Raw genomic sequence first — 16,678 nt, forward strand, 5'->3', positions numbered from 1 at the left:
TTGAGATTAGTTACGGTCTTGGGAATGGACGAGCTTCAGTCTCGGCGCCGAGTCCCGTGCGGCAGGGTCACCGCGCGCAATGCCTTTACCCATGGCGATAAAGGTTGGCTTGGCGGCGCTGGACATCGAGCGGAAGACGTCGATCAGCTGGCGCTCCTGTGCGGTCAACTGCAGGTCGCTGTTGCTGGTTGTTCGGGTGCTCATAGTGGCTCCTGTGCGTGCAGCCGGATTCAATTGGGGCGACGGGCAACCTGGCGATCTCCGCTCGACTGCAGCGTGGACGCCATGTCGGTTTCGATCTCGTGCAGGTGCTGCAACTCGACTGCCAAGTGGGTAATCAAATCGCCCAATGCGGCGACGTGCTTGCCCGGTACGGCCTCATCTCCGTTGCCGGCGATCCCCATGAGTGCGCCGATCGATTCGAGGCCGCTGGCGATGGTTTCCACCGCGCCCCATGCGTGCGACACGATGGCGTCAACGGTGTTGTACTGTTCCTCGGAGAGCTTCGCTGTGCGGTCGAGATCACCCAGGTTCTTGAGGAGCTTGGGCAGTTCGTAGGCAGCGCGGCCCGGGTGGCTGAATTGCGGATTGGCTTTGCTCATGTGCATGCTCTCCTCAGGCCTTGCCGCAGTTGACGTCGTCGAGGCGTTGCTCGGCCATCTCGGACAGCGAAAACATCGATTCGGAAAGAAGCCCGGCGAGTGCCTCGATGCCATCGACGTCCAGCACCGGGTTGCGGCCGCTGTCGCGTTCGACTACGTCCATGCGGAGGATGTCTGCTATGACCTTCGCACCGCGGCTGATCGTCAGAGTGCGATCAGCGAACAGCACATCGTTGTTCACCGGCTTGGTGGAAGGCGAATAGGAATAGGGCGTTACTAAAGGTTGCTTGATCTTTGATATTGCATGTGTGGCCTTGGAAGGGCTAGAATTAACATTCGCCATTGTCTTTCTCCAAAGAAGTTAGGGCGTAAGGGGCCATCCGGTGGTGAGAGACCGGGTGGCTTCGTTGTTTCTGCGGTTGATCGGCTAAACTTTCAGCCGATTGATGGGTGGTGCCGGATTAGCTCAGCCGACTCGGACTTCGGCCGGGCCCAGGCGTCGGCGCGCTGGCGCCGAGCAGCTTCGACAGTTGCGCGAGCCCCTTGCTCGTGACGAGAACCTGCGGGTTGGTCTTGTTCTCGCCCGTCTCCGGATCCTTGTAGTTGCCGACCTTGTGCTTCAGGTAGCCGGAGTGGATCTTGTCCTGGTATGCGACGTATCCACCTCTGCCCTGGCGGCGATACATCCACGCCATTTCGAGCAGGGCGTCGCGGAGCTTATGCGGCTGCATCTGCAGGGTCTTGGCAGCATCGGTGACGCACATAGCGCCGTCCGCGTTGGCGATGCGCTCCAGGCCTGCCGCGGCCGGCGCCAGTTCGGCGACCTGGTGCTCCAGCTGCTCGACCTTCACGACTGCCAACTGTTTCGCTTCGAGCTCGTCGGCCCAGGCACGCGCAGCGGCAGCCGGGTTCATGAAGTCCGGGATCTGCGGCGCCGCCAAGCGCTTGCGCATGTCGGCGAAGCTGCGGACGAGGGCGATCTTGAACTTCCGCACGACCACGTTGTTGCGCATGTAGGTGATCAGCAGCGTCGCCTGATCTTCGTTGAGGAGGGCGACTTCACGCGTTTGCGTTCCTCCGGCCGTTTCGAAGGGTAGCGTTTCAAACGCGACCCTGCCGAACTCTGTCAGGTCGCCCACATAGGTGCGCAACAGCTCAAGAACATTCTTGTGCTGCACGCCGGTTCCTTCTGCTACAGCAGCAGTCGTGGTGACGAGTTGGTCGCCGTGGATGATGACGAGGTCGCTCATGCGCCCTCCGCTTTTGCGCCAGTAGTTATATTGCCGTGAGCTGCCTTCATACCTTGCTCGATAAGGTAAATCAACTCAGCATTGGTCGTTCTCCGGTTGCGTTCGGCGATTTCTTTGATGCGTGCACGCATACCGTCTGGAAAGCGCAGGGTAAATTGATCAGAATCGCGGCCGGTTTTCGATGTCTTCATAATGGACTTTCCAGCAAGAACCTAACGTATTTTCGTGAAGCACCGTGCTTCATCGTGATTGAAATATAGCACCGTGCTTTAGTTGCGTCAAGCACCGTGATGTATTAAACTCTTGGCATGGCTAGAACAGACCCCCAACTTAACCTCCGTCTGCCCGCGTCTCTCAAGGCACGCCTGGAAGCAGCTGCAGCCGAGAGCAAACGAACAGTTACTGCCGAGGCTGTAGAGCGCCTTGAGGGCTCGTTCGAACAGATGCCGGACGCACTTGTCTCTGTGATCATGCGTATGGAAGTGCGCGCTCTGAATGCGGAGTTTTTAGCTGGATCGCTAAAGAGGGTCGCGAGCGGGATGTCGGATTCCTTGATGGCGTTTCTTTCAGAACTGCCTCGTGAAATGATCGAGTCAAATGAACACTTGCGGGCCTTGAACGAATCGTTGAGTAAATACTCAGAAATTACGCAACTGATCCTTGGGGAAGAGTTCCAAACTTATGAAGAGCAGCGGGAGGCCAATCTCAGAAAGCATGAGGAGCTGAAGGAGGCAGAGAGGAAGCTGGACGAAATTAGGCTGAAGCATGCTGAGGGGATGAAGGCAAAAAGTTCTCAGTAGAGGGCGGCCCAGGCAAATCAACCGGCAGAGATGCCGGTTTTTTTTCGCCTCGTGGTATGTGATGCATCACCGTGCTTGATGTCGCTGACGCACGGTGATATATTGGCGCAGTAAAGCACCGTGCTTTACTTGAGGGCACATGATCTTCGCATGCCCATACCTTGACGCATCATATTAGGACCACCTCATGGCATATGGATTTGTTTACTTCCTTACCAACCCGAGCATGCCCGGCCTGACCAAGATCGGCATGACTACCAAGCACCCGATGGAGCGGATGGAGGAGCTATCGCGCTCGACTGCGTGCCCTACGCCCTTCGAAATGCTTGCATTTTTCGATACACCAGAGCCACGGGAAACGGAGTATGCCATCCATAACGCTCTAAGCGAGTACAGGGTCAGCGCGGATCGTGAGTTTTTTGATGCGCCACCGTATGCCATAGCAGACCAGTTCAACGAGTGGCAGGATCCTTGGGGCTCACACTACCGACGGCCTTTGGACAGACTGGTAGAAGCGTTCCTTCGTGCAGAAGCTGCTGCCATGGACGCTGCGTTGGGGAGGATTTGAAATGGCACGCGCGCGGAATATCAAGCCTGGCTTCTTCACCAACGAGGAGTTGGTCGACCTTCCGTTCTCGACCCGTCTGCTGTTCATTGGACTGTGGACCATCGCTGACCGCGAGGGCCGTCTTGAGGACAAGCCGAAGCGGATCAAGATGAACCTGTTCCCGGCCGACGACATCGACGTCGACCAGGCACTGTGCGACCTCCAGACCTCGGGCTTCCTTAAGCGCTACGAAGTGGGCGGAGCACGGTATATCCAGGTACTAGCATTCAGGAAGCACCAGAATCCCCACAGGGACGAGAAGCCGTCTTCGATACCAGCAATGGATGAGCATCGTGCGAGCACTGTGCGAACACAGTGCGGACATGGTGGCAATCCGGCTGATTCTCCGATTCCTGATTCTCCGATTCCTGATCCCCTCAACATCGACACTGTCGGCGCAGCCGCGCCCGTCGAAGTCGTCGCCGCGCCTGCCGAACCTGGTTCCGTGAGCGCTGCACCTCTTCCGGCCGCCCAACACGTGCCAACAGCGGATAACCCTGCCTTAGTGCTGACGCTGGCTTTGCGTCCGCTTGGCGTGTCGGCACTCTCAACGCACCCAACCGTCATTGCCTGGGCTGAAAGCGGCGTGTCGATCGCGATTCTGGCTGAGGCGGTTCGGATGGCGCGCGAGCACAAGCCGACGGGCAGCATTCCACCGAACTACCTCGCCCCGATTGTCGACAAGCTGCGCAACCCTGGCAATGGTCGACAGAATCGGGGTGGTGTTGGAGCGGAATCCATCGAGGAGCGCAACGCCAGGATCATGGCGGAATGGATGGCTGACGATGCGTCGGCCGGTGACGTAATCGACGTCGACATGGAGGAGGTGAGCAATGCAAGCTGACGACAAGCCGCGGTTCGGCAAGTTGCTGGCGCACGTGCTGGCGGGGTATGGGAAGCCGTTGCCGGGGGCGACCGAGATGGACGTCTGGTTCAACCATCTCGCGCCTTTCTCGCCTTCCACGATCAAGCAGGCCTTTGAGGCCTATCGCAGCGAGCGCCCCGACTTCGCGCCAACCCCGAACGGTATTGCCGCACGCTGCAGGCTGCTGGATGGTCGCCCGGACGAGAACGAAGCCTGGGCGGTCGCCCTGACGAGCCGTGACGAGGCCGAGACGGTCGTGTGGACGAGTGAGATGGCCGAGGCGTTCAACCTGGCGAAGCCATTGCTGGCCATCCGTGATGAAGTAGGTGCGCGCATGGCGTTCAAGGATGCGTACAAGCGTTTGGTGAGCGAGGCACGCGCCTGCAACAGGCCGGTGGCATGGTCGGTGTCGGCGGGGTGGGACGTTGATCGACAACGGCTCGCCATGCAGCAAGCGCAGCGCGCCGGCCTACTGCCAGCTCCGCAAGCCAAGCCAGCGCTGCCCAACGAGACAGAGCAGGAGGGCGAGAAGGGTAATGGGAAGCCGCGAGGATTGCAGAAGCTTCTCCAGGCCGTGGCGCAGATGGAGGATCCGTACGAGAAGGCCGAGCGGTTGAGTACTGCGCGGCGGGAGGAAGAGCTGGCGGCCGACCGCGCTAGTAGGAAGGCGATGGACCAGAAGGTGCAGTCGTACTTGCGCGAGCACCCTGAGGCACGTTATGGTCAGTTGCTCAACACGAGACCCAGATAGCAAGACTCAGCATAAGAAGGCGCGGCGCGTGCTGTCGCCGATCGAGGACAGCGAGGTCAGTGCAGAGCGGACAACACCTGAGATGTTGCCGCGGCTTTCTTGGTGAAGCGATCGCAAGCGGCATCCATCTCTTTCATGGCGGCACTGCTGTTCACCCCGTTCGATTGAACGGCAGCCCGGGAAAGAGCTTCGTCGCACTCGTGCTTCGCGGAATACAGGCCAAACACGGTGTTCATGTTCACCGTCTGGAACGCGATATAAGCCACCGCAAGGACGCCGCCGATAGTGAGCATTTTCATAATGTTAATGTGTGCGTGTAATGGTTCTTTATGGAAATGATATCTTGAAAATTATTGAATCTCCAAACCTTTGTTTCAAAGCAGCAACAGTACGATCCGGCTTGGCTTGGGTCGGGGGGGCCGTCAGCGTTAGAAAAGACGGGCGGAGGAGAGAGAATATTGCAACGACAACTGTTGCGCTATGGTAATCTGCTGAGCAACAAGGAGAGACCCTAATGGATATGCACGAAGACGAACACGATTACAGTATCTCGCTGGTCAGCCGTCACTCTGACCCACGTGAGATCGCAGAGCTGCAGGCCTTTTCCGATGAGCTGGTCAAACGTGATCTTCACCATATCGTGAAAGAGGCGTTCTACGACTCGAACTCGTGCTGCTGCACGTTCGAATTCAACTACGACCTCAAGCCATTCGACAAGGATGCTGAAGAGGTGCTGGAAGTCGCGAACCAGACCATCGCGCAGTTCGTCTGGTTTGGTACCGTCAAGCACGGCGGCCCGATGCGCGACATCGAGTTCGGCTAATAGGCAAGGTTAGACGCAAAAAAGCCCGCTTGAAGCGGGCTTTCTAATCTTCTAGGACTGCCAGCAGTGCAAAGAAACCTGCGACTGCGAGGGTCATTTTATTGGCATCGACTAGCCCGCTCACCAGTCCAGAAGAGAGCGGACAGAAGGTTAAAACTAACAACGGAAATAGGGCTGTGCCGTTGGCGAAGTCCATTCCTGTATCCTTCGAAATCAGATTCACAGGAGGCGTTCGCCGGAACCGCTGGATGCCGATGTATATCACTCCGGTGATGATCGAACCGACATCAACCCAGTTGCCGTCAAAGTCTAATGGCGGAAGATTCAATTAAGCAAGATGCCCCGCAGCTGCGCCAGCCGCAGCGCCGATCCCAGCGCCAACGATGCGGACGTCGAAATCCATCGGGATCCATCCGAAGAAGGCTCCAGCAACCACGGTGCCAATCAGCGCACAGCCGACAATGAACTTCGCTTTATGAAGTTGAGTGTCGCCTTTGTTCTTGTGTGATACGCGACGTTCTTTCATGACTTTTACTCTCATATGATCGATCAGACAAGATCGATGTACCAAATTCTTGGATGAATGATGTGCGCAAAGCAACATAGCGACCCGGTTGTCGCTGTGGATAACTTTGCTATTTGACCGTGTTCTCACTAATGTTGCCCACGGTGGGCAACCAAGAACGACAGGGATAGTCTACAGCAAATCTGCTGTAAGTTGCTCAAAAATGATGTATCAACCTGTCTCACCAAGTCCCATATTGTGCTTGCCCAGCCCCAGACAAGAGCTTTAGAAATTGATGTCATAGCACAACACATTGTCATTTGGAAAAGTTCGGACAGGCAAGAAAGGTCACCTTCGTTTGTTACGCTTGCTCATCCATACGGGAGATATGACATGGGCTTTGCCGACCGCTACGTACACGCACTTAATGCAACGAACCTCAAGGACGACGAACGCCATGGCCAGGCAGAGCCGCTGATGGCATCAGCTTTTGCGGCGGCCGCAACTGGCGACCTTGGGCCGCTGCTCCATCGCGTGAAGTTCGCCGACGCCCTTTCGCGCAAGGCATTCGAAGGCAACCCGGCGAACCTGGCGCAGCTGCTGCGCTTGTGGATCGCTGAGGTGACGAAGCGCGGCCGCGCACGCCACTGGGTGCCGGAGAACACGGCGTGGGATGCGGATGCTGCGCAGAAGCTGTACCGCCAAGTTGCGGAGCATTCGCTCGCGTACTGGCTGGACGGAAAGTGCGAGCCATGCGGCGGCACGGGCCTGGATGAGAAGAGGGCGTGCAAGTGCTGCAGCGGCACAGGCAAGGCCGAGCTGTCGATGGCAGCAGGGTTCGTTCGCGAGCACACGCTGAACATGGTGAGCGAGCTGCACAACATCGCCGACAGCCATGCTGCAAGAGCTGCATCCCGGCTGAGATCGGTGCGTTGATCATTCGCACTTGATGAATTTGTAATTTCTTCTTAGACTCGACAGCAGAGCGCCCTTTGTGGTCTCATGAAGCACTGTTATGTAAGGAGTGTTGCAGTGGCGATAGACTGGGTAGCAGTATCTGCATGCGTAATTGCATTCCTATCATGGCTCGCCAGCGTAACCAGCGCTCGTATGGCTTCAAAGTCAGCGGAAGTGGCGGATGCGGCTGAGGCTAGGGCTAGGGCTGGAGAGCGAACAGCTGCGATTCGCGAACTCATGCGTTCCGCGGGAGCAATCGAATCGCAAGCGAGGTTGGCAGTGCTTGCGCTTGAAGATGCCTCGCGAAGTGCTTGTGCAATTGTCGGGCTACATGGCACGCCAGATGGAAAGCGTGAATTCCTGCTCGCGAACAACGAACTTCAAGACAAAATACTAGAGGTGCAGGAGCGCGCTAAGCACGGTATCGAAAGAGACGCGGCAGTGTCTTTGGCAGATGAGCAAGTTTTCGCAGAGCAGCTGCGTCTTGACCAAATTCTAGGCCAGCTACAAGTGGATACCGCATTCGCTAACAAGCGCGCTGAACAGCTCTTGCAGGCGAACCGAAGCATAGGGGAAGACATAAAAGCTGCAGAGAGAGCCGAAGGGATCTTTGTTCATAGGACTCATGAAGGCAAGCTTGCCTAGATAAATTACTGTGTAGATATACAGTAATTCGTGTAAACTGTAGGCCTACATTCTTCCGGCCTCGTAATGTGCGCTTGCCGCCACCGATAACCGGAACTCGCGACAGTACCCAGCCATTGTGTGCTGTCGCTCGCCCAAAGAAAAGTCTGTTCTAAACCGCTGACGGGATTTTTGCTAAGTAGGTCGTGTTACTTGAATGACGACGGGATTGTTGGAACGTCTGCGACTTTCCCGTCCCGCATCACGATGGACATGCTCTCAGCGCCCCCGAATGCGGTTCCCAAAGTCCAGATCCAACGCTGCCCATCTGCCCTGGAGCTAACCATATAAGGCCGGCCCATGAGCGCAGTAACTTCGCTTTCGGACATGCCAACCTTCACTTGTCGCGCCTTATCCCAGTTTATGGGTGTGCCAACCGCGCAGGCTGAAAGAGCAAGGGCAGCGGTAAGCATCGAAAGATATTTTTTCATAATGTGCTCATGGGACGAAAGCCACATTATCCATGAGTTGGCATAAGGGAATACTCGCGGAATCTCACAGTTCAACTGAGTCTATGTGCGGGCGAAAGTCACTTTCAGTCCGCGTCTACTCGGCACAAGTTGGTAAGTAATCGCAGCAGCAAACCTATTCCCACTGCCCCTGCTGCCGGGCCCTGTAGCCGGCACTCCCATCGACTACCCCAAGGATTCCCATGCGCTATTCCGCCCGCTGGAGCAATGGCTTCTGGAAGACGTTCGACCACAAGAAGTTCGAAGACGTCGAGACGCACGTAAGCAAACGCATCGCTGTCGAGGCGGTTGTTGCGCTGAACGGCGCGCGCCAAAAGTAATGCATCGAGTCACCGGGTAACCGGTGGACACACAAAGCCTAAGCCCGACAACCACGTCCAACGTGCGCGACTGATGGCCGCGGGCTCTGTGTGGCAGATGCCTTCGCGGATGTGCGATCCATTGTCTGCCCCGACTAGGCCAATGGGTGGCGTCTGCCGCAACTATCTCTCCCAACCCAGATGATCTGTCTGGTTCGCCGTCTGTCGCAGCAATGCGCTGGCGGCTTTTTTATTTGAGGTTTGCCATGCGCATGAGCATCGAATCGGAAGTGACTTGGTTGCGCTTCCTGGTCCAGGTGATGCGCGAGCAGAAGGCAATCGACGCGATGCGGAGGGCTCATGCCTGACCTGAACATCTTGCTGATCTATCGCGACCGCATCATGCGCGCCGTGGTAGGGACGCGCCCGGCCATCATGGCTAAAGAGGCCGACACCGCGGCTCTAGACCGTATCTGCCAAGGGCTGGCCGATGGGGAGGAGGCGAAGCAGCTGCTGTGCGCGAAAGGCTATGGCTTCCCGTCGCAATCGCTGGCCGACCTGGTGCGCAAGCTGCCGAGCGTGAAGCCGTGAGCATCGATCGCTTGCGCGGCCGTGCGCTACAGCGCCAGCGTGAGCGGGTATGGCTGCGCGATCCGTTTTGCGCCCGCTGTGGCGTCATCACTACCTTCCCGTCTGGCTTTGAACTCGACCACAAGGTTGCCCTGGCCAACGAGGGTACGAACGATGATGACAACATGCAGGTACTTCATCACGAATGCCACGAGGCCAAGACCAACGAGGACATGGGCTACACGCCTAAGGTGGCCACAGGGCTAGACGGTTGGCCTGTTGATGAGCCCGAACAGCCTGTGGACAGCCTGCGCCGCCGTACGGCCCGCTGGAAGAGGGTTGCCAAGGGCTGACCCACCTCCCCCCCCGTCAAAAGTCTGGGGCCATCGAGGCCGGAAACCGCTTCGTTAGGTTCGATTTAACGCTAACCCACAAAACGCCGACCAAAATGGACACCTCGACCAAGCCCAAAACCGCAAGCCGGCCGCGCACAACGCGCAAGCCTGCCAACGCGACCACCGGCGCTGTCGCAGACCAGGTCGACCAACCTGCAACCAAGGCGAAGGTGCCACCGCGTGCCAAGCGCGCGCGAGCCGATTCGGCATCCAGCGCCGTCAAGGCCATGGTCGATGCAGCCAAGCCCGACATCGAAGTGCCGGCTTGGGTGGCGCTGACCGAATCGGCGAAACCCTTCTGGGTCGGTGTTGTGCGCGCGCGTGCGCGAGACGAGTGGCAAGACGTCGACCTGGTAGTGGCCGCACAGTTGGCGCAGTGTCAGGCGGACATCGCCGAAGAGGATGCCGCACTGCGTCTCGAAGGCAAAGTCATCAAGAACGACCGCGGGACCCCGGTGATGAACCCGCGCACTACGGTTCTCGAGCAGCTCGCACGGCGCGAGATGGCGCTGATGCGGACACTGCGCATGGGCGGCCGGATCGCTGGCGACCAGCGCGACGACCTGGGCAAACGCAAGCTGGAAGTCGACGCGCGCAAGGCCCGCAAGCAAGTCGAGGAAGAAGACGACGGGTTGCTGGCATGACCCGGCGGTCTGCAAAGGCCGCCCCGGAGCTCGACACCAACGACAAGTACTGCCTCAAGAAGCCGCTGACGCGCGGGGAGAAGGTCTGCGCCTTTATCGAGCGGTATTGCGTGGCGCCTGAGGGCGACCACATTGGCCAGCCAATCCGGCTCGAGCCGTTCCAACGCAAGTTCATCCTCGAAATCTACGACAACCCTGACGGTACGCACAGCGCCTACCTGTCGATCGCGAGGAAGAACGGCAAGACCGCGCTGATCGGTTCGATCCTGTTGGCGCACCTGTGCGGGCCGGAAGCAGTCCAGAACTCGCAGATCGTCAGCGGCGCGCAGTCGAAAGAGCAGGCCGCCGTCGTGTTCGAGCTGGCGCGCAAGATGGTCGAGATGTCGCCCATCCTCTCCGGCCTGGTCAAGGTGCAGCCCAGCGGCAAGCGTCTGATCGGCCTGCGCAAGAACGTGCTGTACCGCGCGCTGGCGGCCGAGGGCAAGACTGCGCACGGCCTGTCGCCCATCCTGGCAATCCTCGACGAGGTTGGCCAGGTCGTGGGCCCGGTCGATAAGTTCGTGTCGGCCATCACCTCCGCGCAAGGCGCATACACGAACCCGTTGCTGATCGCGATCAGCACTCAGGCGCCGACCGACGCCGACCTGTTCTCGACCTGGATCGATGCGCAACAGAGCGCGCCGGATCCGCGCGTGGTTTGCCACGTGTACGCGGCACCGGACGATTGCGCCCTCGACGATCCGAAGGCCTGGGCCGCGGCCAACCCGGCGCTCGGCGTGTTCCGCTCACTGGACGACCTGAAGAAGCAGTGCAAGCAGGCCATGGACATGCCGGCTAACGAGCCGGAATTCCGCAACCTGATCCTGAACCAGCGCGTCGAGGCGGTCTCGCCGTTCGTGGCGCGCTCGGTGTGGGAGGCCAACGGCGCGGCCCCAGGTGATGCGACCCGCCGCAAGGTCTGGGCCGGCCTAGACCTGTCGAGCGTGAACGATCTGACCGCGCTCGTGTCCGTCGACGACACCGGCGGCGTGCATTCGCAGTTCTGGCTGCCGGAGCATGGTCTGCGCGAGAAGGCCCGCAAGGACAAGGTGCCGTACGACCTATGGGCCAAGGCTGGGCTGCTCAACACCACGCCCGGTAAGGCGATCGAGTACGAGTTCGTGGCGAAGTACCTGCGCGAATTCTTCGACCGCCACGACGTCCAGGCGCTTGCCTTTGACCGCTACAACATGAAGTTCCTGAAGCCGTGGCTTGAAAAGGCCGGCTTCACGGAAGCAGAGCTGGAGAAGTTCGTCGAGTTCGGCCAGGGCACGGCCAGCATGACGCCGGCGCTGCGCGAGCTCGAGGTCAAGCTGCTGAACAACAGCCTGCGCCACGGGAAGCATCCGGTGCTGAGCATGTGCGCGGCGAATGCAAAGGTGGTCGGCGACTCCGGCGCCCGCAAGTTCGACAAGCAGCGCGCGCGCGGGCGCATCGACGGCATGGTGGCGCTGGCCATGGCGGTTGGCGTCATGCCTGTACTGGCGCCCAAGGCGAAAACGATCAAGAAGGGCTTTGCCGCTCTGTAAGGAATTCCATGGAAATGTTCGATGCCCTCGAGGCAACCAAGCACTGGCGCGTCGAAAAAACGTACCGCCCGCAAGATGGCGCGACGCTAATCAAAAGCAGCGATCCACAGATCGTAGCGATGCTGGGCAGTGCACCGGCCGCCAGTGGCTTTGCGGTGACGTCCGAGACAGCGCTACGGGTTTCGGCAGTTTACGCGTCTGTACGGTTGCTGGCCGGTGCCGTTGCATCGATTCCGGTATCGGTCATCCGCGAAACGGAGGACGGCCGCGAGAGCATCAGCCCGGACCTGTGGTGGCTGTTGAACGAGCAGCCGATCGAGAACTGGACGGCTGCGTCGATGTGGGAGTGGGTGGTTCAATCCATCTGCCTGCGCGGCGACGGGTTCGTCGAGATCGTCCGCCGCGGCGCGAGCGTCAAAGCGCTGCGCCCGCACCATCCTGACCTCGTGCATCCCATTCGGAGCGGTGACGGGCTGATCTACCTTGTGACCGACGAAAACTCGGTGGCGCGGCCGGTTCACCAAGACGACATGCTGCACTTCGCTGGCTTCGGCTTCAATGGCACGCGCAGCATGTCCGTCATTCAGTGGGCCGCGTTCCAATCCATCGGGATCGCACTGGCGACCGACGCTCTTTCCGGCAATTTCTACGCTAATGGCGCGGCGCCGAAGCACGTCATCCAGTCGGACTCCGAGATGGATGACGAGCAGATCGAGCAGCTGCGCAACGAGTACAAGCGGAAGTACGCCGGCGTGAACAATGCTGGCCTCCCACTGGTGCTAACGGAAGGCCTGAACATCAAGGAAATGAGCATGACTTCGGTCGATGCTCAGCTTCTCGAATCCCGGAAATTCCAAGTGATTGACATCGCGCGCGCGTTCGGCGTGCCGCCGCACATGATCGGCGCCCAGGAAACTACGAGCTCGTGGGGCACCGGCATTGAGCAGATGTCGATCGGGTTTATCCGCTGGTCCCTGCAGCCGTACATCAATCGGATTCGCCAGGAACTGAACCGCAAGCTGTTTCGCCGTGCCTCGCCGTTTGTTGAGCACAAGATGGAAGCACTGCTGGCCGGCGATTCGAAGGCCGAGGGCGAGTACTTCCGCCAGGCGATCGGCGGCTCCCAGGGCCCCGGCTGGATGACGATCAACGAGGTTCGGAAGGCGAAGAGCCTGCCGCCCATTGATGGCGGCAACAAACTGTATCGCCCTGAAAAGGGCAGCACCCCAGAACCGAAAGGGAAAAAAGACGATGAAGCAGTTGGTACAACTGATCCGGAATAACGCGCGGCGCGAGCCGGCGCGGATCGCGGCCGAGGATACGCCCGACACGCTGTACCTTTACGACGTCATCGACCCGTACTGGGGCGTCAGTGCAAGCGACTTTAATAAAGCCCTGGCGGGGATGGCGGGGAAGAAGGTCACGCTGCGCGTAAATTCACCCGGCGGCGACGTTTTCGACGGCCGCGCAATGGCTGCGGCAATCGCGCAGCATGGCGACGTCCACGCGATCATCGAGGGCGTGGCGGCCAGCGCGGCCACATATGTGACTGCCGCGTGTGCGAGCGTCACCATCGCCTCCGGCGCGCTGTACATGATCCACAACGCCTGGACAATGGCCTACGGGAACAAGGCGGACCTGCTGCAGACCGCCGATCTTCTCGACAAGATCGACGGCACGATTCTGAATGACTACGAGCGCAAGACCGGCCAGAGCCGCGATCAGCTCGCGGCGTGGATGGACGCCGAAACGTGGTTCAGCGCCGAAGAGGCAGTCGAACACGGCTTCGCTGACTCGGTTGCAGAAAACACCACCGCGAAAAACGCCTGGGATCTGTCGGCCTACAAGAACGCGCCGAAGCCGACCACGCCACCAGACAACACGGCGGACTGGGAAGCACTCCGCCAGCGCAACCAGAACCGGCTGCGCCTGCACGAACTGGGATAGCGCGCTCGCGCAATCCAGACCCTGCCGCCTTGAGCGGCTTTTTTTACGCCTGTACAAAGGAAAACGGATGAAATCCATTCAAGCATTGCGCGAGCAGCGTCAGCAACTCGCCCGCGAAGCCCGCAACCAACTCGAGCAAAAGGGCGATCGCAGCTGGACCAAGGAAGACCAGACCATCTTCGACAAGCGCGCCGACGAGATCGAGGCACTCGAAAGCGAAATCGCCGCCATCGAGAAGGTCATGGCGCTCGATGTCGAGAAGGAGTTCAAGGACGTCGAGGAATTCCGCCGCAAGCCCCAGGATCGCGCAGAAGCCGAGGCGCGCGCACTGTTCGCGAAGCTGCTGCGTCATGGCCCGAGCGCCCTGACGACCGACGAGATCCAGAAGATGCGCAACACAATGTCGACCGGCACGCCGGCCCAGGGCGGCTACACCGTGCAGCAGGACGTCGCGAAGGAACTGATCGACGCGCTGAAGCTGTATGGAGGCATGCGCGGCGTGGCCGGCAGCATCACCACGAGCCAGGGCAATTCGCTGAGCTACCCGACCTCGGACGGCACCTCGGAGGAAGGCGAGTGGGTTCCGGAGAACACCCAGGCGTCCGCAGGCGACCCGAGCTTCGGCACGGTTAGTCTGGCTGCTTTCAAGGCCAGCACGAAGATCATCACCATCCCGTTCGAACTCCTGCAAGACAGCTCGATCGACATCATCGCCATGGTGAACAAGCGTCAGCGTGACCGCCTGGGCCGCACGATGAACAAGGGCTTCACCATCGGATCCGGCACTGGCCAGCCGACCGGCTTCGTCACCGCGGCTCCTGTCGGCAAGATCGGCGCCACGGGCACCTCGACCGCCCCGACGTATGAAGATCTGGTCGACCTGCAAGAGTCGGTCGACCAGGCCTACAAGGACGCCGGCACCTGCCTGTTCATGATGCATCAGCAGACCCGCAAGACCGTTCGCAAGCTGAAGGATGGCGCTGGCCGTCCGATCTGGGCCGAGTCGTACGAATCGGGCATCAAATCGGGCATCCCGGCGCAGCTGCTGGGCGAAGACGTCAAGATCAACAACGACATGGCCCAGCCGGGCGCCAGCGCGAAGACCATCGGCTACGGCGACTTCTCGAAGTACATGATCCGCGATGTACTCGACCTGCTGCTGTTCCGCTTCGAAGATTCGGCGTTCACCACCAAAGGCCAGGTCGGCTTCCTGGGCTGGGCGCGCGCAGGCGGCAACCTGCTGGACGCGAATGCGATCAAGACCTTCCAGCATTCGGCATCCTGATCGTAACCTGCGGCCGGCGTCATACCGGCTGCGCTCACTGGAGAAATAGAAATGGCACGAGCACAGAAGCCGACCGAAGGCGCGATCAAGGCGCGCGTCCTGGTCGAATGCGAATACGGCAAACCTAACGATGTGGTCGAGATTGACGGAAGCATGGCCGAGTCACTTGCTGGCGTCGTCGACACCGACCCCGCAGCCGTGGCCTACGCGGAATCGCTGGCCTCCGAACAGTAATCGTATGAGCCCCGAGACCGTCGCCTGGCTCGCCAACGTGCGCGCCCAGGCCGACGGTCCCGGCGCGCTTCTCGTCGTCGTCCGCCGCAAGTCTGGCGGCTCGGTGGCGATCTTCCCTGAAGACATAGTCGGTAAGTCCGACGACGAGCTGCTGGCGTTTATCGCTGCGCGGCTCGAAGAACACGCATGAAAGGCAGCTGATGGCCGCATTCCAGAAAATCCAGGCCTTCGTCGCCGCCCTGGCGCAGAAGAAGCATAACCTCGCTGCCGATCAGCTGGTAATCCTGCTGACGAACACGGCACCGAACGCGGCTACCTCATCCGTCACTGCCGACATCACCCAGATCAGCTATACGAACTGCTCGTCGCGAAACGTCACGACGACCTCGGCGGCACAGTCCAGTGGGACGCTCAAATTGGTCTGCCAGGACTTGGTGCTGACCGCTTCAGGTGGCGCAGTCGGGCCGTTCCGCTACGTTGTCTTGGCAAACGCGTCGGCTGCGAACGGCGACCTGATCGGCTTCTACGACTATGGGGCGAGCCTGACGCTGAACGACGGCGAAACCCTGACGGTCGATTTCGACCAGGCGGCCGGCGTCCTCACCCTGGCATGACCATGACCCCTGATCAGCAAGAAGCTCTGCGCGCTCAGGCGCACGGCGACGGCGCCTGCGCTGCGGCACTGGCCGCGCGCGATATCGATGAGCTGGCCCGCATCCTGTCGATCGGTCGCACCCGGCAGTCTCCGCGCGAGATTGGCAACGGCACGATCATCGAAACGCTCGGCATCGAGGCCGGTAACAAGCTGCTCGACCACATCGCCAGCGACACCGATCTGCGTCATGTGCGTCCGCTGCTCGAGCAAGGCCGCCTGATCGTCGGTGCGCCGCTGGTGCAGGCGGCTCTGCAGTCGTACGTGCAGCTGCCCGACGTCATTACCCAAGCCGACGCAGACGCGCTATGCGCTCTTGGTCGAGAGCCGCATGCGCTATCGCCGCAGGACGTTGCGGACGCGCTGTACAACCCCGATGGGACACTGAAATAATGGCAATGACCACTGCTGAAGCTACCATCATCTCCGCCGGGACGGTAATCGCCGCCGGCGGTACCGAGGCATCGCCGGTCGCCGCGGGGGTAGGCCAGACCGTCGGTCCGTTCGCAGACTACGCGGCCACCTTCGCCTATCGCATCACCAACAGCGGCGGCTCGCTCGGCGCCGGCGCGACCATCGTGTTCTACGTGAGCGCGGGCGGTCGGCTGTACGAGGTCGACCGCGTGACGGGTGACACCGTCGCCGGCAGTACGCTGAGCGGCACGATCCCGTGTCCGCCCGGTTTTGCGTACGCGACCGCCAAGGTCTTCGGCAACCAGACGAATTCCGTAACCGTCGAAGTGTTCTTGGAACGCCAGGTGCCATAAGCC

Annotated in this window: 29 protein-coding genes; 20 read left to right on the plus strand and 9 right to left on the minus strand. The window is 60.0% G+C overall.

Features of this window, described 5'->3' with window-relative positions; all coding sequences use genetic code 11:
* Positions 1 to 6 precede the first annotated feature (6 nt).
* The 5 genes from QPK32_RS07285 to QPK32_RS07305 form a co-directional block, all read right to left on the minus strand.
* The gene (locus tag QPK32_RS07285; protein ID WP_290412112.1) at positions 7 to 204 is read right to left on the minus strand and encodes a hypothetical protein; all 198 of its coding nucleotides are present in this window, start codon (positions 202 to 204) and stop codon (positions 7 to 9) included.
* A 26-nt stretch (positions 205 to 230) separates the two neighbouring features.
* Positions 231 to 602, minus strand: a complete 372-nt coding sequence (locus QPK32_RS07290; RefSeq protein WP_290412113.1) for a hypothetical protein — start codon at positions 600 to 602, stop codon at positions 231 to 233.
* 13 nt (positions 603 to 615) lie between these two features.
* The gene (locus QPK32_RS07295; RefSeq protein WP_290412114.1) at positions 616 to 765 is read right to left on the minus strand and encodes a hypothetical protein; all 150 of its coding nucleotides are present in this window, start codon (positions 763 to 765) and stop codon (positions 616 to 618) included.
* A 298-nt stretch (positions 766 to 1,063) separates the two neighbouring features.
* On the minus strand, positions 1,064 to 1,852 hold the full coding sequence (locus tag QPK32_RS07300) for a phage regulatory protein/antirepressor Ant (protein ID WP_290412115.1): 789 nt from the start codon (positions 1,850 to 1,852) through the stop codon (positions 1,064 to 1,066).
* The gene (locus QPK32_RS07305) at positions 1,849 to 2,043 is read right to left on the minus strand and encodes an Arc family DNA-binding protein (protein ID WP_290412116.1); all 195 of its coding nucleotides are present in this window, start codon (positions 2,041 to 2,043) and stop codon (positions 1,849 to 1,851) included. The genes QPK32_RS07300 and QPK32_RS07305 overlap by 4 nt, the downstream gene beginning before the upstream one ends.
* A gap of 117 nt (positions 2,044 to 2,160) precedes the next feature.
* On the opposite strand from QPK32_RS07305, the gene QPK32_RS07310 reads away from it, so the two are divergent.
* From QPK32_RS07310 to QPK32_RS07325, 4 genes are all read left to right on the plus strand, one after another.
* Positions 2,161 to 2,652 carry an Arc family DNA-binding protein gene (locus QPK32_RS07310; RefSeq protein WP_290412117.1) on the plus strand — a complete coding sequence of 164 codons (492 nt, stop codon included), beginning with the start codon at positions 2,161 to 2,163 and terminating at the stop codon, positions 2,650 to 2,652.
* 187 nt (positions 2,653 to 2,839) lie between these two features.
* The gene (locus QPK32_RS07315; RefSeq protein ID WP_290412118.1) at positions 2,840 to 3,220 is read left to right on the plus strand and encodes a GIY-YIG nuclease family protein; all 381 of its coding nucleotides are present in this window, start codon (positions 2,840 to 2,842) and stop codon (positions 3,218 to 3,220) included.
* Entirely contained in the window at positions 3,177 to 4,103 is a 927-nt protein-coding gene (locus QPK32_RS07320) for a hypothetical protein (protein ID WP_290412119.1), read from the plus strand. Before QPK32_RS07315 ends, QPK32_RS07320 begins: the two co-directional genes overlap by 44 nt.
* Positions 4,093 to 4,875 (plus strand): hypothetical protein, encoded by a 783-nt coding sequence (locus QPK32_RS07325; protein ID WP_290412120.1) that lies wholly within the window; start codon positions 4,093 to 4,095, stop codon positions 4,873 to 4,875. Before QPK32_RS07320 ends, QPK32_RS07325 begins: the two co-directional genes overlap by 11 nt.
* Before the next feature lie 56 nt (positions 4,876 to 4,931).
* On the opposite strand, the gene QPK32_RS07330 is transcribed toward QPK32_RS07325, so the two are convergent.
* Positions 4,932 to 5,174 (minus strand): hypothetical protein, encoded by a 243-nt coding sequence (locus QPK32_RS07330; RefSeq protein ID WP_290412121.1) that lies wholly within the window; start codon positions 5,172 to 5,174, stop codon positions 4,932 to 4,934.
* A 215-nt stretch (positions 5,175 to 5,389) separates the two neighbouring features.
* On the opposite strand from QPK32_RS07330, the gene QPK32_RS07335 reads away from it, so the two are divergent.
* Entirely contained in the window at positions 5,390 to 5,698 is a 309-nt protein-coding gene (locus QPK32_RS07335; RefSeq protein WP_290412122.1) for a hypothetical protein, read from the plus strand.
* A 43-nt stretch (positions 5,699 to 5,741) separates the two neighbouring features.
* Here the strand turns inward: QPK32_RS07335 and QPK32_RS07340 are convergent, their stop codons facing one another.
* Positions 5,742 to 5,894 carry a hypothetical protein gene (locus QPK32_RS07340; RefSeq protein ID WP_290412123.1) on the minus strand — a complete coding sequence of 51 codons (153 nt, stop codon included), beginning with the start codon at positions 5,892 to 5,894 and terminating at the stop codon, positions 5,742 to 5,744.
* A 132-nt stretch (positions 5,895 to 6,026) separates the two neighbouring features.
* Positions 6,027 to 6,224, minus strand: a complete 198-nt coding sequence (locus QPK32_RS07345) for a hypothetical protein (protein WP_290412124.1) — start codon at positions 6,222 to 6,224, stop codon at positions 6,027 to 6,029.
* A 372-nt stretch (positions 6,225 to 6,596) separates the two neighbouring features.
* Here QPK32_RS07345 and QPK32_RS07350 point away from each other — a divergent pair, with 372 nt between their 5' ends.
* Together QPK32_RS07350 and QPK32_RS07355 are read left to right on the plus strand one after the other, a co-directional pair.
* A complete protein-coding gene (locus QPK32_RS07350) occupies positions 6,597 to 7,139 on the plus strand; it encodes a hypothetical protein (protein ID WP_290412125.1) in 543 nt (180 codons plus the stop codon).
* 258 nt (positions 7,140 to 7,397) lie between these two features.
* The gene (locus QPK32_RS07355) at positions 7,398 to 7,805 is read left to right on the plus strand and encodes a hypothetical protein (protein ID WP_290412126.1); all 408 of its coding nucleotides are present in this window, start codon (positions 7,398 to 7,400) and stop codon (positions 7,803 to 7,805) included.
* A 188-nt stretch (positions 7,806 to 7,993) separates the two neighbouring features.
* Here QPK32_RS07355 and bamE read toward each other — a convergent pair whose 3' ends face one another.
* Positions 7,994 to 8,302 (minus strand): outer membrane protein assembly factor BamE, encoded by a 309-nt coding sequence (gene bamE, locus QPK32_RS26645; protein WP_374046709.1) that lies wholly within the window; start codon positions 8,300 to 8,302, stop codon positions 7,994 to 7,996.
* Between the two features lie 194 nt (positions 8,303 to 8,496).
* Here bamE and QPK32_RS07360 point away from each other — a divergent pair, with 194 nt between their 5' ends.
* The 13 genes from QPK32_RS07360 (at position 8,497) to QPK32_RS07420 (ending at position 16,675) form a co-directional block, all read left to right on the plus strand.
* Positions 8,497 to 8,634, plus strand: coding sequence for a hypothetical protein (locus tag QPK32_RS07360; RefSeq protein ID WP_290412127.1), 138 nt, complete (start codon positions 8,497 to 8,499; stop codon positions 8,632 to 8,634).
* 339 nt (positions 8,635 to 8,973) lie between these two features.
* Positions 8,974 to 9,204 carry a hypothetical protein gene (locus QPK32_RS07365; protein WP_290412128.1) on the plus strand — a complete coding sequence of 77 codons (231 nt, stop codon included), beginning with the start codon at positions 8,974 to 8,976 and terminating at the stop codon, positions 9,202 to 9,204.
* Positions 9,201 to 9,536: an HNH endonuclease signature motif containing protein gene (locus QPK32_RS07370; protein ID WP_290412129.1), complete on the plus strand. Its 336-nt coding sequence runs from the start codon at positions 9,201 to 9,203 to the stop codon at positions 9,534 to 9,536. Before QPK32_RS07365 ends, QPK32_RS07370 begins: the two co-directional genes overlap by 4 nt.
* Before the next feature lie 95 nt (positions 9,537 to 9,631).
* The gene (locus tag QPK32_RS07375) at positions 9,632 to 10,222 is read left to right on the plus strand and encodes a TerS protein (protein ID WP_290412130.1); all 591 of its coding nucleotides are present in this window, start codon (positions 9,632 to 9,634) and stop codon (positions 10,220 to 10,222) included.
* On the plus strand, positions 10,219 to 11,790 hold the full coding sequence (locus QPK32_RS07380) for a terminase large subunit (RefSeq protein WP_290412131.1): 1,572 nt from the start codon (positions 10,219 to 10,221) through the stop codon (positions 11,788 to 11,790). Before QPK32_RS07375 ends, QPK32_RS07380 begins: the two co-directional genes overlap by 4 nt.
* 8 nt (positions 11,791 to 11,798) lie before the next feature.
* The gene (locus QPK32_RS07385; protein ID WP_290412132.1) at positions 11,799 to 13,073 is read left to right on the plus strand and encodes a phage portal protein; all 1,275 of its coding nucleotides are present in this window, start codon (positions 11,799 to 11,801) and stop codon (positions 13,071 to 13,073) included.
* The gene (locus tag QPK32_RS07390) at positions 13,042 to 13,737 is read left to right on the plus strand and encodes a head maturation protease, ClpP-related (protein WP_290412133.1); all 696 of its coding nucleotides are present in this window, start codon (positions 13,042 to 13,044) and stop codon (positions 13,735 to 13,737) included. The genes QPK32_RS07385 and QPK32_RS07390 overlap by 32 nt, the downstream gene beginning before the upstream one ends.
* Before the next feature lie 67 nt (positions 13,738 to 13,804).
* Complete coding sequence (locus QPK32_RS07395) at positions 13,805 to 15,022, plus strand: phage major capsid protein (RefSeq protein WP_290412134.1); 1,218 nt, start codon at positions 13,805 to 13,807, stop codon at positions 15,020 to 15,022.
* Positions 15,023 to 15,073: 51 nt separating this feature from the next.
* On the plus strand, positions 15,074 to 15,256 hold the full coding sequence (locus QPK32_RS07400; RefSeq protein WP_290412135.1) for a hypothetical protein: 183 nt from the start codon (positions 15,074 to 15,076) through the stop codon (positions 15,254 to 15,256).
* Positions 15,257 to 15,260: 4 nt separating this feature from the next.
* Positions 15,261 to 15,446 carry a hypothetical protein gene (locus QPK32_RS07405; RefSeq protein ID WP_290412136.1) on the plus strand — a complete coding sequence of 62 codons (186 nt, stop codon included), beginning with the start codon at positions 15,261 to 15,263 and terminating at the stop codon, positions 15,444 to 15,446.
* A gap of 10 nt (positions 15,447 to 15,456) precedes the next feature.
* Positions 15,457 to 15,870 carry a hypothetical protein gene (locus QPK32_RS07410; RefSeq protein ID WP_290412137.1) on the plus strand — a complete coding sequence of 138 codons (414 nt, stop codon included), beginning with the start codon at positions 15,457 to 15,459 and terminating at the stop codon, positions 15,868 to 15,870.
* A complete protein-coding gene (locus QPK32_RS07415; RefSeq protein ID WP_290412138.1) occupies positions 15,867 to 16,301 on the plus strand; it encodes a hypothetical protein in 435 nt (144 codons plus the stop codon). The genes QPK32_RS07410 and QPK32_RS07415 overlap by 4 nt, the downstream gene beginning before the upstream one ends.
* On the plus strand, positions 16,301 to 16,675 hold the full coding sequence (locus tag QPK32_RS07420; protein WP_290412139.1) for a hypothetical protein: 375 nt from the start codon (positions 16,301 to 16,303) through the stop codon (positions 16,673 to 16,675). The genes QPK32_RS07415 and QPK32_RS07420 overlap by 1 nt, the downstream gene beginning before the upstream one ends.
* The last annotated feature ends 3 nt before the right edge of the window (positions 16,676 to 16,678 follow it).

Source organism: Massilia sp. YIM B02763 (genome assembly GCF_030412015.1).
Taxonomy (GTDB): domain Bacteria; phylum Pseudomonadota; class Gammaproteobacteria; order Burkholderiales; family Burkholderiaceae_D; genus Telluria.

What these genes read in the sequence shown, in the direction of transcription:
- QPK32_RS07380 (WP_290412131.1), top strand. Translation starts at nt 10,219, where the DNA reads ATGACCCGGCGGTCTGCAAAGGCCGCCCCGGAGCTCGACACCAACGAC.
- QPK32_RS07285 (WP_290412112.1), bottom strand. Translation starts at nt 204, where the DNA reads ATGAGCACCCGAACAACCAGCAACAGCGACCTGCAGTTGACCGCACAG.
- bamE (WP_374046709.1), bottom strand. Translation starts at nt 8,302, where the DNA reads ATGTGGCTTTCGTCCCATGAGCACATTATGAAAAAATATCTTTCGATG.
- QPK32_RS07330 (WP_290412121.1), bottom strand. Translation starts at nt 5,174, where the DNA reads ATGAAAATGCTCACTATCGGCGGCGTCCTTGCGGTGGCTTATATCGCG.
- QPK32_RS07310 (WP_290412117.1), top strand. Translation starts at nt 2,161, where the DNA reads ATGGCTAGAACAGACCCCCAACTTAACCTCCGTCTGCCCGCGTCTCTC.
- QPK32_RS07365 (WP_290412128.1), top strand. Translation starts at nt 8,974, where the DNA reads ATGCCTGACCTGAACATCTTGCTGATCTATCGCGACCGCATCATGCGC.
- QPK32_RS07315 (WP_290412118.1), top strand. Translation starts at nt 2,840, where the DNA reads ATGGCATATGGATTTGTTTACTTCCTTACCAACCCGAGCATGCCCGGC.
- QPK32_RS07375 (WP_290412130.1), top strand. Translation starts at nt 9,632, where the DNA reads ATGGACACCTCGACCAAGCCCAAAACCGCAAGCCGGCCGCGCACAACG.
- QPK32_RS07400 (WP_290412135.1), top strand. Translation starts at nt 15,074, where the DNA reads ATGGCACGAGCACAGAAGCCGACCGAAGGCGCGATCAAGGCGCGCGTC.
- QPK32_RS07325 (WP_290412120.1), top strand. Translation starts at nt 4,093, where the DNA reads ATGCAAGCTGACGACAAGCCGCGGTTCGGCAAGTTGCTGGCGCACGTG.
- QPK32_RS07405 (WP_290412136.1), top strand. Translation starts at nt 15,261, where the DNA reads ATGAGCCCCGAGACCGTCGCCTGGCTCGCCAACGTGCGCGCCCAGGCC.
- QPK32_RS07300 (WP_290412115.1), bottom strand. Translation starts at nt 1,852, where the DNA reads ATGAGCGACCTCGTCATCATCCACGGCGACCAACTCGTCACCACGACT.
- QPK32_RS07350 (WP_290412125.1), top strand. Translation starts at nt 6,597, where the DNA reads ATGGGCTTTGCCGACCGCTACGTACACGCACTTAATGCAACGAACCTC.
- QPK32_RS07360 (WP_290412127.1), top strand. Translation starts at nt 8,497, where the DNA reads ATGCGCTATTCCGCCCGCTGGAGCAATGGCTTCTGGAAGACGTTCGAC.
- QPK32_RS07415 (WP_290412138.1), top strand. Translation starts at nt 15,867, where the DNA reads ATGACCATGACCCCTGATCAGCAAGAAGCTCTGCGCGCTCAGGCGCAC.
- QPK32_RS07305 (WP_290412116.1), bottom strand. Translation starts at nt 2,043, where the DNA reads ATGAAGACATCGAAAACCGGCCGCGATTCTGATCAATTTACCCTGCGC.
- QPK32_RS07345 (WP_290412124.1), bottom strand. Translation starts at nt 6,224, where the DNA reads ATGAAAGAACGTCGCGTATCACACAAGAACAAAGGCGACACTCAACTT.
- QPK32_RS07395 (WP_290412134.1), top strand. Translation starts at nt 13,805, where the DNA reads ATGAAATCCATTCAAGCATTGCGCGAGCAGCGTCAGCAACTCGCCCGC.
- QPK32_RS07355 (WP_290412126.1), top strand. Translation starts at nt 7,398, where the DNA reads ATGCGTTCCGCGGGAGCAATCGAATCGCAAGCGAGGTTGGCAGTGCTT.
- QPK32_RS07340 (WP_290412123.1), bottom strand. Translation starts at nt 5,894, where the DNA reads ATGGACTTCGCCAACGGCACAGCCCTATTTCCGTTGTTAGTTTTAACC.
- QPK32_RS07385 (WP_290412132.1), top strand. Translation starts at nt 11,799, where the DNA reads ATGGAAATGTTCGATGCCCTCGAGGCAACCAAGCACTGGCGCGTCGAA.
- QPK32_RS07410 (WP_290412137.1), top strand. Translation starts at nt 15,457, where the DNA reads ATGGCCGCATTCCAGAAAATCCAGGCCTTCGTCGCCGCCCTGGCGCAG.
- QPK32_RS07290 (WP_290412113.1), bottom strand. Translation starts at nt 602, where the DNA reads ATGAGCAAAGCCAATCCGCAATTCAGCCACCCGGGCCGCGCTGCCTAC.
- QPK32_RS07335 (WP_290412122.1), top strand. Translation starts at nt 5,390, where the DNA reads ATGGATATGCACGAAGACGAACACGATTACAGTATCTCGCTGGTCAGC.
- QPK32_RS07420 (WP_290412139.1), top strand. Translation starts at nt 16,301, where the DNA reads ATGGCAATGACCACTGCTGAAGCTACCATCATCTCCGCCGGGACGGTA.
- QPK32_RS07390 (WP_290412133.1), top strand. Translation starts at nt 13,042, where the DNA reads ATGAAGCAGTTGGTACAACTGATCCGGAATAACGCGCGGCGCGAGCCG.
- QPK32_RS07295 (WP_290412114.1), bottom strand. Translation starts at nt 765, where the DNA reads ATGGACGTAGTCGAACGCGACAGCGGCCGCAACCCGGTGCTGGACGTC.